Here is a 14,613-nt window from a genome sequence, read left to right on the forward strand (position 1 = left end):
CCGATGCGGCTCACCGTGACGCGCTATCGCCTCGAACCCCTCGGGCCGTGGCCGGCGGGCTTGCGCCTGCGCATCGTCGCCATCGCCGACATCCATGCCTGCGAGCCGTGGATGTCCGCCGCGCGGATCGAGGGCATCGTCGCCGCGGCCAACGCGCTGCAAGGGGACGTGATCGTGCTGCTCGGCGATTACGTCGCCGGCATGCGCGCCGTCACGCGCTATGTGGACGCGGCCGAATGGGCGCCGGTTCTCGCAAAGCTCGCCGCGCCGCTCGGCACCTACGCCATCCTCGGCAACCACGATTGGTGGGAGGACAAGTCGGCCCAGGCCCGCGGCGCCGGACCGACCATCGCCGGAGAGGCCCTGCGGCGCAGCGGCATCCGCGTTCTCGAAAACGACGCGCTGCCGCTCTCGGTGAAGGGTCACGCGGTCTGGCTCGCCGGGCTCGGCGACCAGCTCGCTTTCCTGCCGAGCCGGAAGCGCCACGGCCATCCCCGCACCGGCGCCGACGACCTGCCCGGAACGCTGGCGAAGATCCCCGACGGCGCACCCGCGATCCTGCTGGCGCACGAGCCCGACATCTTCCCGCAGGTGCCGCCGCGCATCGCGCTGACGCTGTCCGGCCATACCCATGGCGGGCAGGTGCGTCTGTTCGGCCGCTCACCCGTCGTTCCGTCCCGCTACGGCAACCGCTTCGCCTACGGCCATGTCCGCGAGCAGGCGGATCTCATCGTGTCCGGCGGCCTCGGCACCAGCATCGCCCCCGTGCGCCTCGGCGTACCGCCGGAGATCGTGGTGGCGGACCTCGGTGACGGGAACGAAGCGCCGTAGTCGCATGCAAAAAATGCATATCTGACATCCGGATTTCGGCTACACCGAAGCGCGCCGAAAAACCTCGAGGTTCAATCCCAGCATCGGAGGCTGCCGCCCCTCGCCGGTAAGTAACTCCAAGATCATCGTCTTTCGAGGAGTTGGCTGCCGCGAAGTGCCATCGCCCGCCATCCGTGATCCTGTGATCACAGACTTGTGCGCATGCGGAACAGGAATGCGCCGCACAGGTTGGAAGCGCGACGCCGCTCTCGGAAGAGCGCCGGCACGACCCACGATTCCAGCACGACCTTCAAGGAAGCATCCGCCATGAAGACGACCGTCCTGGCCGCCCTCGGCCTGTCCGCCGCCCTCGCCACGCCCGCCCTGGCTCAGGACGCCTTCACTCAAGACGCCCTGCCGCTGCGCATCGGCGCCGACGCGCCGATCGGCTCCGCCGGCACCGACACCCGCGACTTCCGCGCCGAGGCGCTCCGTTCGGATGCCGCCAGCATCGAGGCGAGCCGCATCGCCCTCGAACGCTCCCGCGATCCGCACGTGCGCAACTACGCCAACCGGGTGCTGGTCGAGCGTGAGGCCACCACCAAGGCGCTGCTGCCCGAGGGCACCTCGCTCTCCGCCACCGGCCGCGTCGTCTCCGACCAGCAGGGCATCCCGACCCGCCTCGACAATCCGGTCGGCGTCGTGCTCGCTCCGGTGACGCTGGCCGCCAACATCGGCACCGGCATCGTCGGCGGCGTGCTCGGCGGCGTCGGCCTGGTCGACAACAGCCCGGCCGAGCCCGGCCGCCGCGTGGCGCTCGGCCCGAACGGCCAGCAGCGCCTGGAGCGCCTGCGTTCGGCCCGCTCGGCCCGCGCGTTCGACCGCGCCTACGTCAACGGGCAGGCCCGCTCCGACGCCCGGACGCTGGCGCTCTACAGCACCTACGCCCGCAACGGCGACAGCGCCGCCGGCCGCACCTTCGCCACCCAGGCGCTGCCCTACATCGCCGACGAGCACGCCCACTCGGCCAGCCTCGCCGACCGTATCGGCGGCTGATTCCGACCGCGCGCGAAGTGTCGGTCAGGGCCGTCCCCGAAAGGGGGCGGCCCTTGCCGTTCCGGCACGCTCGCGCCGTCTCGCCCGGATCGGCACGACTCGTTATACCGTTTCCGATCGATCGCCTCGGGTTTGGCCCCCCTCCGTCATCGCGAGCGGCCGCGAAGCGATCCAGGGCGCGACCTGTCCGGAAAGGTCGCGCCCTGGATCGCCACGGCTTCGCCTCGCGATGACGCAGGAGAGGCCAAAGTCATCAACCGGATGTCGTATAGACACCGGCGCTCCGAGAGCATCGTCTTTTCAGACAAGCCGGCAGCCACCTTTCGGGACGAGGCGCTCGACTCTTGTTTTTGCATCGTCTTTTTCCGAAAGCCGGAGGCCGCCTTTCGGGACTATGCCCTAGAATCCGGAATTCCATGACTTCACAGACGCGCGCGGACGTCCACCGGCTCCCGGTGCGGGTCTATTACGAGGACACCGACTTCTCGGGCTTCGTCTATCACGCGAGCTACCTGCGCTTCATGGAGCGCGGGCGCACCGAATTGCTGCGCGCGCTCGCGGGCGACCAGTCGGAGATGCATGCGGAGGGGGCCGGCCTCGTCTTCGTCGTGCGCAAGATGAGCCTCGACTTCCTCAAGCCCGCCCGCATGGACGACTGGATCGACGTGCTGACATGGTCGAGCGCGCTGCGCGGCGCCTCCATGCATCTGGCCCAGGAGGTTCGCCGCGGCGAGGAAACCCTGGTGCGCGCCGAGGTCGTCGTCGCCTGCGTCAGGAACGGCCGGGCGATCCGCCTGCCGGAAGGTCTGCGCCGGGCTCTCACCCCGCCGCCGCACGTCGACGAAACCGATCCTTAACCTTGAGAGGTGCTTAAACACCCCTCGCGGGGAAAGCCTCACCGCCACGAAAGGGCCCGGAGGCGACCCTTACTTTCGACAGATTCACGAGTGATCTCAAGCTTCATCGCTCAAAGGATCAGTCGGCGGTCCGGCCCGCGGCGGCGCGGCCCTGACGACGCGAGGATCGTTCGATGACTCCAGCCGATGCCATGCAGGCCGCGCCCGCCGTGGACATGAGCCTGTTCGGCCTGTTCTGGCAGGCCCATTTCGTCGTGAAGATCGTGATGCTGGGCCTGCTCGGCGCCTCGATCTGGTGCTGGTCGATCATCGTCGACAAGACGCTGCTGTTCCGCCGCAGCGAGGCCGAGATGGACGCGTTCGAGGAGGCGTTCTGGTCCGGCCGCTCGCTGGAGGAACTCTACCGCTCCTTCAACGACCGGCAGCCGACCGGCCTCGGCGCCCTGTTCGTCGCCGCCATGCGGGAGTGGAAGCGCTCCTTCGAGGGCTCGGGCCGGCAGATCCACTCGCTGTCGCAGCGCATCGACAAGGTGCTCGACGTGACGATCCAGCGCGAGGTCGAGCGGCTCGATTCGCGCCTTCTGTTCCTCGCCTCGATCGGCTCGGCCGGCCCGTATATCGGCCTGTTCGGCACGGTCTGGGGCATCATGACCGCCTTCACCTCGATCGCGGCGTCCAAGAACACCTCGCTCGCCGTCGTGGCGCCGGGCATCGCCGAGGCCTTGTTCGCCACCGCCATCGGCCTGTTCGCGGCAATCCCCGCGGTGCTCGCCTACAACAAGCTCCAGGCCTCGGTCGCCAAGTCGCAGTCGCGGCTCGAAGGGTTCGCCGACGAGTTCTCGGCGATCCTCTCGCGCCAGATCGACGAGCGCCTCTCGGTCGCCGCCTGAGCGTCGCAGCCAACCGGAAGCGGGATCGATGGGCAAGATACGATGGGCATGACGCACGGCGCGGTACAGGGCGGCGGCAAGCGCCGCCGCCGCGGACGGCGCGGCCACGGCGCCATCAACGAGATCAACATGACGCCGTTCATCGACGTCGTGCTCGTGCTTCTCATCGTCTTCATGGTGGCCGCGCCGATGATGACGGTCGGCGTGCCCCTCGACCTGCCGCAATCGAAGGCGAGCCCGCTCAATTCCGACGTCAAGCCGATCACGCTCTCGATCCGCCGCACGGGCGAAGTCTATCTCGGCGAGGTCGAGCTGAAGGACGACGACATCGTGCCCCAGCTCATGCAGACGGCGAAGACCGGCACCGAGGAGCGCGTGTTCGTGCGCGGCGACAAGCGCGTCGATTACGGGCGCGTGGCGCAGGTGATGGCGATCGTGACCGGCGGCGGCTTCAAGAAGGTCGCCCTCGTCACCGAACCGGAATCGAACTAGGCGGAGCGGTACCAAAGTGGCTCTGCGCTGGCCCGAGTCCTTCAGGGATCGCGAACCGGGTGTCTGGATCTCGGCCGCGGCCCATGCCGCCGTGCTGGCCGCCGCCCTGTTCGCGGTCGCCGCTCCGGCCCTGCCCGACGCGCAGGAGGGTGTGCCGGTCGAGGTGCTGACCGAGCAGCAATTCTCGGAGCTGACCCGGGGCGAGCGCAACGCGGAGAAACCGGAGAACAATCCGAACCGCGCCGACCGCGTGGCGGAGAAGCTGGAGCAGCGCGAGCCCGAGAACGCCAAGACCGACGCGCCCGCCGCCCCGACCCGCACCGCCGACACCCGGCTCGCCGCCGTCGATGCGATGCCGCTGCGCGCCGACACCGCCGACCCGCTGGCCGACCCGGTGAAGGAGGAGGCGGAAGCCGCAGCCGCCCAGGCGGAGGCCGCGAAGGCCGAAGCCGAGAAGGCGGCCGCGGCCAAGGCCGCCGAGGCGAAGGCCAAGGCGGAGGCCAAGGCGAAAGCGGACGCCGCCGCCGAGGCCGCGAAAGCGAAGGCCGCGGCGGCGAAAGCGGAGGCCGAGAAGCGCGAGGAATTGCAGAAGCTGATCGAGCGCGAGCAGGCGGAGGCCGAAGCCGCGGCCAAGGCCGCCGAAGCGAAGGCCAAGGCACGCGCGGAGGCGAAAGCCAAGGCGGACGCGGCGGCAAAGGCCGAGGCGGAAGCCGAGCACCGCAAGCAGGTCGCCGAAGCCAGGGCCAAAGAAGCCAAGGCCAAAGCGGACGCCGAGGCGAAAGCCAGGGCCGAGGCCGCCGCGAAAGCCAAGGCGAAGGCGATGGCCGACGCGAAGGCCAAGGCGGATGCCGAGGCCAAGGCGCGCCAGCAGGCGGAACTCGCCGACAAGTTCAGCCCCGGCGACATCCGCCAGACGCTCGCCTCGAAGGCGCCCTCGCAATCGACCGGTGCGACCGGCCGGGAAGTGCAGCGCACGGCTTCGCTCGGCGCGGCGACCGGCAATGCCCAGCGCCTGTCGCCGTCGCTGCGCGACGCCCTCGTCGGCATGCTGCAGCAGCAGATCGAGCGGTGCTACTCGGCCCCGCCCGGCGCGACCCAAGGGGTGGTGCTGCCGATGCTCGACATCCGCCTCAACCCGGACGGCTCGCTCACCAGCGAGCCGCGGGTGATGCGATCAGGCAACAACTCGGTCGATCAGTCGATCGCCCAGGCCGCGCTCCGGGCGGTACGGCGCTGCGCGCCCTACAAGATCCCGGCCCAGTACGCGCCGTATTACAACGACTGGAAGGCCATCAACGCCGAGTTCGAGTTCTCGCCCGTGTGATCCGCGGCGCGAACCCGCCGAGCCCCCGCATCATCGGCCTCTCCCTCAAGCATCCCTCGACGAGCCCGGACTTCTCCCATGCCTGGAACAGCCCTCACCCGGCGCACCCTCCTGCCGGCGCTCGCGGCCGCCCTCGGTGTCCTCGCCCTGGCGCTCCCCGCCGCCACCCCGGCGCAGGCGCAGCTTCAACTGCGCATCGGCAGCGGCGCCTTCCAGCCGATGCCGATCGCCATCGCCGATTTCGCGGGCGATGCCAGCCTCGGCACGCTGGTGGCGAGCGTGATCACCAACAACCTGCGTCGCTCCGGCTACTTCACGCCGCTGGAGAAGGGGCGATTCCCGGAGAACCCGAGTTTCGACGCCGCGCCGAACTTCGAGGCCTGGAAGGGGACGGGCGTCCAGGCCCTCGTCACCGGCCGGATCGGGCGCGATTCCGCGGGCCGGCTCACCGTCGCCTTCCGCCTGTGGGACGTGTCCTCCGGCCAGCAGATCACCGGCCAGCAATACGGCACCGACGTCGCCAACGCGCGCCGCACCGGCCATCTCGTGTCGGACGCGGTCTACACCAGGATCACCGGCCTGGGCCCCTGGTTCGACAGCCGCGTCGCCTATGTCGACGAGTCCGGCCCCAAGGAGAACCGCCGCAAGCGACTGATGGTGATGGATCAGGACGGCGCCAACGTGCGCGCGCTGACCGGCGGCGGCGACGTCTCGGTGGTGGCGCCGCGCTACTCCCCGGCGGGCCAGGAGATCGCCTTCATGACCCAGGCCACCGGGCAGCAGCCGAAGGTGCAGATGATCGATCTGGAGACCGGAAAGCGTCAGACGGTCGGCCACTTCGCCTCCATGAGCGCGAGCCCGCGCTTCTCGCCCGACGGGCGCCGCCTCGTGATGAGCGTGCAGCAGGGCGGCAACGCCGACATCGTGACGGTGGACATCGCCTCGAAGGCGCAGACCCCGATCACGCAGGGCCTCGCCATCGACACCTCGCCGACCTACTCGCCGGACGGCAGCCAGATCGTGTTCGAGTCCGATCGCGGCGGCTCGCAGCAGATCTACGTGATGGGCGCCGACGGCTCGAACGCGCGCCGGATCTCCTTCGGCGAGGGCTCGGCCTCGCAGCCGGCGTGGTCGCCCAGGGGCGACCTGATCGCCTTCACCCGGCAGCGCAAGGGCGGCTTCGCCATCTGCGTGATGAAGTCCGACGGCTCCGGCGAGCGGGTGCTGACCGAGGGCTTCCACAACGAGAGCCCGACCTTCGCCCCGAACGGCCAGTACGTGATGTTCTTCCGCGATCCCGGCGGCCAGGGCGGCGGCAAGCTCTACATGGTCGACATCACCGGCAAGGTGGAGCAGCCGGTGCCGACTCCGTCCTTCGCCTCGGACCCGACCTGGTCGCCGCTGCTGTCGGGGAAGTAGGCCGGCCGAGCGCCGCCCCGCGGGCTTCGTCGCGATCCCGCTGACGAATGCCGCCCAGGGGGCCGGAGCCGCTTCCGACATCGTACCGACGGCAAAGCCCACGCTGAAATCCGCGCGGGCCTCGACGGCCGGCACGGCAGAAACCCTTTCGCCGACGATAGAGACCGCGGCGGAAGCGGTCCGCAGGTGGGGCTGATGCGTGTTCGAAGTCGCGCCGTGTCGGCCGCTTCTGCGCCCCTAGGGATCCGCTTCCGTCCGGTGTTCGTGGCGGGCCGCTAAGTCCGAGACCGAACGGGTTCTCAGGCTATCCGAGCGGCTTCCTGCTGCGGTGGAGTCATCCCTGTCTCCTCCAGCTTTCGCCAACAAACCGCGCACAAACGACGCCGCTTCCTGGCCGATGTGCTTGCGATCGCGAAGCACCCAGGGAGACTGCGACTGTATTGGCAGGCCGTCAAGCGGAAATCTGCCGCCAAGCCTTCCGATTTTCATCCCGTCGAATTCTTGGCGACCGAAATCGTTGGCCGGCAAGGGGTTATACCGTTTCCGCTTGATCGCTTCGGGTTTGTCCGCCCTCCGTCATCGCGAGCGGCCGCGAAGCGATCCAGGGCGCGACAGGTCCGGAAAGGGCGCGCCCTGGATCGCCACGGCTTCGCCTCGCGATGACGCAGGACAGGCCGAAGTCATCAACCGGATGTCGTCTCAGAGCCATGCCTTTTAAGGTGTTTTCTTAGCCATTAGCTTGGCCTTTTCGAGGACCCTGGCGGTGGCGACGTGTTTTCGGGCCGTAGCCGCCGCTACATAGGACTTGTCGACCTTGCGCTTGGGACCACGCGGGCTGGTTGCAATCCGCCCTGGGTCGACCCGCTCCGCCAAGGCGAGCAAGCGGGCCGCGACGCTCGCCGCATCCTCCTGGCCCGTCAACACAGAGCCGTGTCCGAGCGCCACCATCAGCCCCTCGTAGCCGGCACCGATCTGACGGCTCAGGTGGAACACCGAGACCCGCGGCTCGGGCCCGTGCACCTGCTCGATGCACGCGCTCAGCAGGCTCAGCACGTTGTGGGCCAGAACGGCAGCGGCAAACCCCAGCAGGGCCGCCCGCGGACGACCCAGGCGACCGGCCTCGCTGTGCAGCACCCGTTCCATCTGCAGGAACAGACCCTCGATCCGCCAGCGTCGCCGATACACCTGCGCGATCTGCGCCGCACTGACGCTCGCCGGCAGGTTGCTCCACAGCCAGATCGTCCGGTCTCCCTCCGTCGTTGGCGCCGTCAAGCTCAGCGCGATGCGCCGCCACGCATCGCCGCTCCCCTCCAGCGTAATGCTCTGCTCACACAGTGTGCCGGTCTCGCAGGAGCCGCACGCCTGCCAATCCCCCTGCGCGCCCAGGCGGGGATGGTTGCCGTGCCGACGCACCACGAAGTGGCTGCCTGCCTCAACCAGACCCTGCAGCCAGGTCCGGACACAGAAGTGCCGATCGGCAACCCAGACCTGACCGGGCGCGGCAGCGTCCAGGAGGGCCCGGGCCAGCGCCCGTTCGTCGGCATAAGCATCTTCGGCCGCCACCAGATCGACGGCCAGGCCGGTATCGGGATCGTAGACGACCAGGGTCTGCCCCGGCAGGGCGGCGCCGCGATGCGCGCGCAGAGGCTTCAGGCGCTTGTCGCTGCCGGGCAGATGGTTGCCGTCCAGCACGCGCAGTGCGTAGCCCGGCAGGCTCGGATGGCCGGTGCCCGCCGCGGTCATCACCGGGGCCAGTCGGGTCGCGCTGCCGCGCACGAGGGCGCGCAGCAGGTCGGGCTCGGTGCGGTTGACCTTGTCGTAGAGGGCGGGCAGCGAGACGGTCAGGTCTTCGGCTTCGCGCGCAGCGGCGTGCAACGACGAGCGCAGGCCGAGAGCGACGAGCATCGTCAGCCTGACGACAGTGGAGAACAGCAACTCCCGCGTGTATTGCCGCTGGCGATGCTGCTCGAACACCTCGTCGATCCAGCCGGCCGGCAGCGCGTGTTCCAAGGCCGTGCGGGCCATCAGGCTCGTCGGCGCATAGTTCTCGAACCGTTCAATGACGGCAGACCAGACTGGATCGGATCCTTGCAATGCTTCGCTCATTGCAAGGATATAGTTAATATAAACGAACCTTAAAAGGCATACGTCTCAGAGCCTGTTTGACCGGCCGCCGTATCTTCGTCAGGCCACGGCAAGGCGAGAGGAAAGCCCTGCTCCCATCCTGAACCCTCATCCTGAGGTGCCGGAGCGCAGCGGAGGCCTCGAAGGGTGCTCCAGGGATCGCGCGGAACCTGGAGCCCCCTTCGAGGCCGCTCACGCGGCACCTTGTATTGGCGACTCATGGCAGAGTGGCCGCGTCCCGTGAGGGATGCCGGGACCAGGGTGGCCACCCTGGTCCCGGCGGCGGCCGTCGGATCGAACGCACCTCAGCCCTCGGGGCTGATGCTGAGCCTGATCGCGGTCGCCCTCTTCATCGGACCCGGATGGTTGATTGAACGCCCGGTTCGCATCGCAAGGATGGGACGACGAAGATGGCCGAGCATACCAAACCCGTGGCCGGAATCGACACCGGCAAAGTGACTCTCGACGTGGCGCGCACCGACAGCACCGAGCTGTGGAAGATCGCCAACACCGCCAGCGGCTGGGATGATCTGTGTGGTCGCCTGGAAGCGGCCAGCATCACACGCGTCGGCATCGAAGCCTCGGGCGGTTATGAACGCGGCGTGGTGGCCGCCCTGCGCACCCGCGGCTTCGAGGTGGACCTGCATCAACCCCTGCAGATCCGCGCCTTCGCCAAACTCAGCCTGCGCCGGGCCAAGAACGATCGCCTCGACGCACGCCTGATCGCCGCTTTCACGCTGTTCCAGTCCCAGCAGCGTGAGGCACGGCCCGCCCCCGATCCACGCCTGCAGCCCTTCGCCGCCCGTCTCGTCTTCATCGAGCAGGCGATGGAGGACGCCGCCCGTGCCAAGCTGCGGCTCGAACACCAGACCGACCCGCGCCTGCGCCGTCAGCTCGAAGGCGACGCCCGTCGCGCCCGCCTGCGCGCCGAGCGCGAGTTCGCCCGCTTGGCCGAAGAGGTCAGGGCCCAGCCCGATCTGGCCGCACGCCTCGATCTGCTGCTCACCATCCCCGGCCTGGGCGAGAAGACGGCGCTGCGGCTGCTCGTGCTGATGCCCGAGCTCGGGCGCATCTCCCGCGAGCAGGCCGCCAGCCTCGCTGGCCTCGCCCCCTTCGATCACGACAGCGGGCAGCATGAAGGCGAACGCCACATCGGCGGCGGACGCGCCCGCGTGCGCACCGCTCTCTACACCGCGGCCCTGCCCGCCTCCTATCGCTGGAACCCCGCCCTGATCACCCTGCGAACACGCCTGATTGCCCGCGGCAAGACCCACAAGAAGGCGCTGATCGCCTGCGCCCGCAAGCTCCTCACCTACGCCAACGCCGTCCTCGCTAGAGGCACACCGTGGAAACACGACACCGCGCACGCATAACGGTTGCTCAGGATGAGGGGCGAGAGGGGATCACCGCAGTCAAACAGGCTCTTAGACGCAAGGCTCGAAAAGGCCTTTCGCGTCACGCACGGATTGGCCTCGCCCGGCGGTTCGGCGAAGCGTCAGCGGCCTTCCAGCAGCCGGTTCTTGACGAGGTAGCGGATGCTGCGGTCGAAGGACTCGTCGGTGTTTCCGCGCAGATCGACGCTGTAGGCCCGAAGGTCCCCGCTCCTGGCCACCTCGTCCCGCAGGGATCGGTGGGCACCACCGTGCAGCGCCCGCTCTCGGCCAGCAGGATGCGAAGCGTGTCGCCGGTGCGTTTCAGCCGCTCGTGCTCCGCCTCGGTCGGTGCGCCCCGCGCGAACTGGAAATCGAAGACCGCGACCCTCTCGGGGGGCGCCCGCGCGGCGAAGGACGGCCTTTTGCCGGACAACGCCGGCCGGGAGGTTCTGGCTCAAAACCCGCAGCACGATCCCGCCGCCGAACCGGCAGGAACCGGACGCAAAGCAGTATCGATCGTCCGCGAAAGTGCCTCTCCCGACCCCGCCCTCATCCCCCGGCGGCAGGACAGGCTCGCGGGTTTCTCAGATCGCCGCGAAACCGCGCTGCACCGCCGGGCGGGCGAGCAGCGCGTCGAGCCAGCGGCGGACATTCGGCAGATCCGCGATCGCGATGCCCTGCTTCTCGTGGAACTTCGCCCAGGTCAGCGCGGCGATGTCGGCGATCGAGTAGTCGCCGGCGAGATGGTCGCGGCCGGCGAGGCGCCGGTCCAGCACGCCGTAGAGGCGCCTGGCTTCGTCCGTGAAGCGCTCGACGGCGTAGGGGATCTTCTCCTGCGCGTAGATCCGGAAATGATGGGCCTGTCCCAGCATCGGCCCGAGGCCCCCGACCTGCCAGAACAGCCACGCGTCCACCGCGGTGCGGGCGCGCTCGTCGGCGGGGTAGAGGCAGCCGGTCTTGCGGCCGAGATACTGCAGGATCGCGCCGGACTCGAACACCGTGATCGGCGCGCCGCCCGGCCCCTCGGGATCGACGATGGCCGGGATCTTGTTGTTGGGCGAGATGGCGAGGAAGTCGGGCGCCATCTGCTCGCCCTTGCCGATGTTCACCGGCACGATCCGATAGGGCAGGCCGCACTCTTCGAGCATGATCGGGATCTTCCACCCGTTCGGTGTGCTCCAGGTGTGAACCTCGATCGGCTGCGCCGTCGTGACCGCCATGCTGGCATCCCGGGAAAGCGGGCCCACGCCCATTCTCCGCACCGACGTAGCGCGGATCGGCCCGGCGGCTCAAGCCGTCGGGCCGGCGACGATCGTGTGCAAGTTGTGCGGGACGCTTGCTCTTTGGCCGCCGATGCGGCTGTGATGCGGCGTGGACGGCGGAACGGCCGAATCCACCCCACGGAGTTGCCCGATGCTCTCTCGACTTCTCGCTGCGGTTGTGATGGCCGCTCCGCTCCTTCTCGCGCAGGCCGCCGCGGCCAAGGAGGCCTGGGCTGCGCCGACCGCCAAGGAGACGGCGAAGGAGACCGCGAAGGAGCCGAGCGTCGCCCAATCCGCCGCCCGCGAGCGGCAGAAGAAGTGCGGCGCCGAGTGGCGCGCGCTCTCCGCCACCGAGAAGGCGGCCCAGGGGCCGAAATGGCCGCAATACTACAGCAAGTGCGTCAAGCGCCTGAAGGAGCAGAAGGCCTGAACGGATGCGACCATGCGCCGTCGCCCGCCGGCCCCGCGTGAACCGATCGGCCGCGGGCGTGTTGGCCCGCGGACCCGTTCGAGCCCGGAGCCTGATCGAGATGGAGCGTGAACGCCGCATCCTGCAGCGGACGGTGGCCGCCGCCGCGGTGATCCCCGTCGTGGCGGGGCTCTACGGCGTGCTGTTCGGCATCGACGGCATCGGCGGCGGCACGTCCGTCAACGTCTCGGCGGACAGCCACGTCCGCTACCTGTCGGGCCTGCTGACGGGCGTCGGCATCCTGTTCCTCACCTGCGTGCCCGGCATCGAGGGAAAGACGACGCTGTTCCGGTTCCTGACCCTCGTCGTGGTGCTCGGCGGCCTCGCGCGGCTGCTCGGACTCTACCTCACCGGCGTGCCCTCGCTCATCATGCTCGCCGCGCTCGCGGTCGAACTCGGCCTCGCGCCGCTGCTCTGCCTCTGGCAGACGCGGGTCGCGGGCCTCGCCAGGGATCGGGCGCAGAACCGGGCCCGGGATGCGGCACTCGACATCCGGGCCGGGCGGTGAGCGGGGCGGCGGACGGCGCGGGTCTCGGCGGGCGCCTGCTCGATGCCCTCGATCGGTGGGTGCCCGAACCCGCCGCCTGGGCCTTCGGCCTGCGGATCTGGCTCGCCATGGTGCTGGCGCTCTACGCCGCGTTCTGGCTCCAGCTCGACAGCGCCTCCTCGGCCGCGGTCTGCGTGGCGATCCTCGCCCAGCCGAAGCGCGGCCAGGCCCTGTCGAAGGCGGTCTACCGCTTTCTCGGCACCGTGATCGGCGGCGCGGTCGCCATCGTCCTGATGGGGCTGTTCGGGCAGGATCGGGTGCTGCTGCTCCTGAGCTTCGCCGGCTGGCTCGGCCTGTGCGTCTTCGTCGCCCAGTTCCTGCAGGACGCCCGCGCCTACGGGGCGATGCTCTCCGGCTACACCGTGGCGATCATCGCCATCGCCCATATCGACGCGCCGCAGACGACCTTCGACGCCGCGGTCGGGCGCATCGCCGCGATCGCCGTCGGCATCGTCGCGATCACCTTCATCAACGATGCGCTGGCTTCCCCCAGCACGTGGAAGGGGCTGCTGCCGCGCCTCGCCGACGCCCAGGCCGCGGCCAAGGCGTTCGCCCGCGCGAGCCTGACCCGGGGCGATCCCGGCCCGGAGCGCACCGCCGCCCTGATCGGGCGCATCGCCCCGCTGCGGGCGGACGCGAACGCCATCGGGGGCGAACTCGACGACGGCGTCCACCGGGCCGCGGGCGCCCGCAGCGCCATCGCGGCACTCTACGTCCTGCTGGCGGCGAGCCGGGCGCTGGCCGCCGCCATGGGCCGCATCGCCGAGCCCGATCCGCTGGTGCGCGAGGCGCACGCCCTCGCCCTGCGTTCGGTCTCGGAGGGGGAGGGATCGGCGGAGGCGCTCGCCCAGGACGGAGACCGGCTGCGCGACCTCGTGGACGCGGGCCTGTGCGAGGCCGGGCGATCCCTCGACGAGATCGTGGCCCTCCAGCGCGCCCTCGACGTCGCCGATGCCGCGACCTTCGCCGAGGACGGCCTGCGGGCTCTCGGCGACGGTCACAGGCCGCTGCGCGACATCGCCCTGCCGACGCATCGCGATTTCCAGGTGGCCCTGCGGGGGGCGCTGCGCGTGGTGATCGCCTTCGGGCTCACCGCCGGCTTCTTCGTCCTCGCAGGGCTGCCGCAGGCCTCCTTCGCCCTGGTGCAGGTCGCGGCCACCTGCGCCCTGTCCTCGGTCACGCCCGATCCGCGCAAGTTCGCGCAAGGGGTGCTGATCGGGATGCCGCTGGCGGCTGCCTGCGCCGGCATCGTCCTGTTCGGGATGCTCAACGGCGCCCAGGGCTTTCCCCTGCTCGCCATCGCCATGGCGCCGGTGATCTTCTTCGGCTGCTTCCTGTCGCTCAACCCGCCGACCTTCACCGTCGGCTTCATCACCATCGTGTTCTTCCCCGCCCTGATGGCGCCGGACAACCCGCAATCCTACGATCCGCAGACCTTTCTCCTGAACGCGCTGCTGGTCGTGGCCGCCGCGGTGATCCTGTTCCTCACGGTGCGGCTCGTCCTGCCGATCTCGGCCTCGCGGCACCGCGCCTTCGCCCTGGAGGAGGCACGCCGCGACCTCGCCGAGGCGCTGGCCGGGGAGGGGGGCGATGCCACCACCCGCACCAGCCTCGATGCCGACCGGCTGTTCCAGTTCTCCGCCTGGAACTCCGGCAGCGGCGCCGTGCGCCGGGCGAGCCTGCACCATGCCTTCGCCCTGGCGCAGTTGGAGGCCGCCGCCGCCCGGGCCCACGCGCAGCTTCGCCATCTCCGCGGGGTCGGCGAGCTCGTCCCGCTGATCGGACGGGCGCGCGAGGCACTGGCGAGCGCCCGCTCGGCCGAACTCGACCGGGCGGCGCGGGATCTGATCGGGCGGGCGAAGGCGCAGGGCCGCGACGGGCGCATGATGCTGGCACGCGCCGCCACCGACCTCGCGACCGCCTCGCATGTTATCAGGCGTCACGGGCGGTTCTTCCGGCGCCTGTCCCTCCCGAGTTCCTAGAAAGACGG

General features: G+C 69.9%; 13 protein-coding genes and 1 pseudogene. 11 read left to right on the plus strand and 3 right to left on the minus strand.

Annotated features, from left to right (window positions below; translation table 11 throughout):
- Window positions 1–15: 15 nt before the first annotated feature.
- From PGN25_15905 to tolB, 7 genes are all read left to right on the plus strand, one after another.
- Window positions 16–831 (plus strand): metallophosphoesterase, encoded by an 816-nt coding sequence (locus PGN25_15905; protein ID MEH3119022.1) that lies wholly within the window; start codon window positions 16–18, stop codon window positions 829–831.
- Between the two features lie 306 nt (window positions 832–1,137).
- Entirely contained in the window at window positions 1,138–1,866 is a 729-nt protein-coding gene (locus tag PGN25_15910; GenBank protein MEH3119023.1) for a DUF4142 domain-containing protein, read from the plus strand.
- A gap of 416 nt (window positions 1,867–2,282) precedes the next feature.
- Entirely contained in the window at window positions 2,283–2,723 is a 441-nt protein-coding gene (gene ybgC / locus PGN25_15915; GenBank protein ID MEH3119024.1) for a tol-pal system-associated acyl-CoA thioesterase, read from the plus strand.
- 173 nt (window positions 2,724–2,896) lie between these two features.
- Window positions 2,897–3,613 (plus strand): protein TolQ, encoded by a 717-nt coding sequence (gene tolQ / locus PGN25_15920; GenBank protein ID MEH3119025.1) that lies wholly within the window; start codon window positions 2,897–2,899, stop codon window positions 3,611–3,613.
- A gap of 42 nt (window positions 3,614–3,655) precedes the next feature.
- Window positions 3,656–4,105 carry a biopolymer transporter ExbD gene (locus tag PGN25_15925; protein MEH3119026.1) on the plus strand — a complete coding sequence of 150 codons (450 nt, stop codon included), beginning with the start codon at window positions 3,656–3,658 and terminating at the stop codon, window positions 4,103–4,105.
- 16 nt (window positions 4,106–4,121) lie between these two features.
- Window positions 4,122–5,429, plus strand: coding sequence for a cell envelope integrity protein TolA (tolA, locus tag PGN25_15930; GenBank protein MEH3119027.1), 1,308 nt, complete (start codon window positions 4,122–4,124; stop codon window positions 5,427–5,429).
- Between the two features lie 78 nt (window positions 5,430–5,507).
- Window positions 5,508–6,848: a Tol-Pal system beta propeller repeat protein TolB gene (tolB, locus tag PGN25_15935; protein ID MEH3119028.1), complete on the plus strand. Its 1,341-nt coding sequence runs from the start codon at window positions 5,508–5,510 to the stop codon at window positions 6,846–6,848.
- Window positions 6,849–7,562: 714 nt separating this feature from the next.
- On the opposite strand, the gene PGN25_15940 is transcribed toward tolB, so the two are convergent.
- Window positions 7,563–8,873, minus strand: coding sequence for an IS4 family transposase (locus PGN25_15940; GenBank protein MEH3119029.1), 1,311 nt, complete (start codon window positions 8,871–8,873; stop codon window positions 7,563–7,565).
- 509 nt (window positions 8,874–9,382) lie between these two features.
- Here PGN25_15940 and PGN25_15945 point away from each other — a divergent pair.
- Entirely contained in the window at window positions 9,383–10,345 is a 963-nt protein-coding gene (locus PGN25_15945) for an IS110 family transposase (GenBank protein MEH3119030.1), read from the plus strand.
- A 122-nt stretch (window positions 10,346–10,467) separates the two neighbouring features.
- Here PGN25_15945 and PGN25_15950 read toward each other — a convergent pair.
- Both PGN25_15950 and PGN25_15955 read right to left on the minus strand, forming a co-directional pair.
- Window positions 10,468–10,778, minus strand: a pseudogene (locus PGN25_15950) (DUF2380 domain-containing protein).
- A 151-nt stretch (window positions 10,779–10,929) separates the two neighbouring features.
- Window positions 10,930–11,565, minus strand: coding sequence for a glutathione S-transferase N-terminal domain-containing protein (locus PGN25_15955; protein ID MEH3119031.1), 636 nt, complete (start codon window positions 11,563–11,565; stop codon window positions 10,930–10,932).
- A gap of 193 nt (window positions 11,566–11,758) precedes the next feature.
- Here PGN25_15955 and PGN25_15960 point away from each other — a divergent pair, with 193 nt between their 5' ends.
- The 3 genes from PGN25_15960 to PGN25_15970 all read left to right on the plus strand — a co-directional run bounded on the left by PGN25_15960 (window position 11,759) and on the right by PGN25_15970 (window position 14,605).
- Window positions 11,759–12,037: a hypothetical protein gene (locus PGN25_15960; GenBank protein ID MEH3119032.1), complete on the plus strand. Its 279-nt coding sequence runs from the start codon at window positions 11,759–11,761 to the stop codon at window positions 12,035–12,037.
- Window positions 12,038–12,137: 100 nt separating this feature from the next.
- The gene (locus PGN25_15965) at window positions 12,138–12,584 is read left to right on the plus strand and encodes a DUF4345 domain-containing protein (GenBank protein MEH3119033.1); all 447 of its coding nucleotides are present in this window, start codon (window positions 12,138–12,140) and stop codon (window positions 12,582–12,584) included.
- Window positions 12,581–14,605, plus strand: coding sequence for an FUSC family protein (locus PGN25_15970; GenBank protein MEH3119034.1), 2,025 nt, complete (start codon window positions 12,581–12,583; stop codon window positions 14,603–14,605). Before PGN25_15965 ends, PGN25_15970 begins: the two co-directional genes overlap by 4 nt.
- Window positions 14,606–14,613: the final 8 nt, after the last annotated feature.

The sequence above is a fragment of the Methylorubrum populi genome, assembly GCA_036946625.1.
Classification (GTDB): domain Bacteria; phylum Pseudomonadota; class Alphaproteobacteria; order Rhizobiales; family Beijerinckiaceae; genus Methylobacterium; species Methylobacterium populi_C.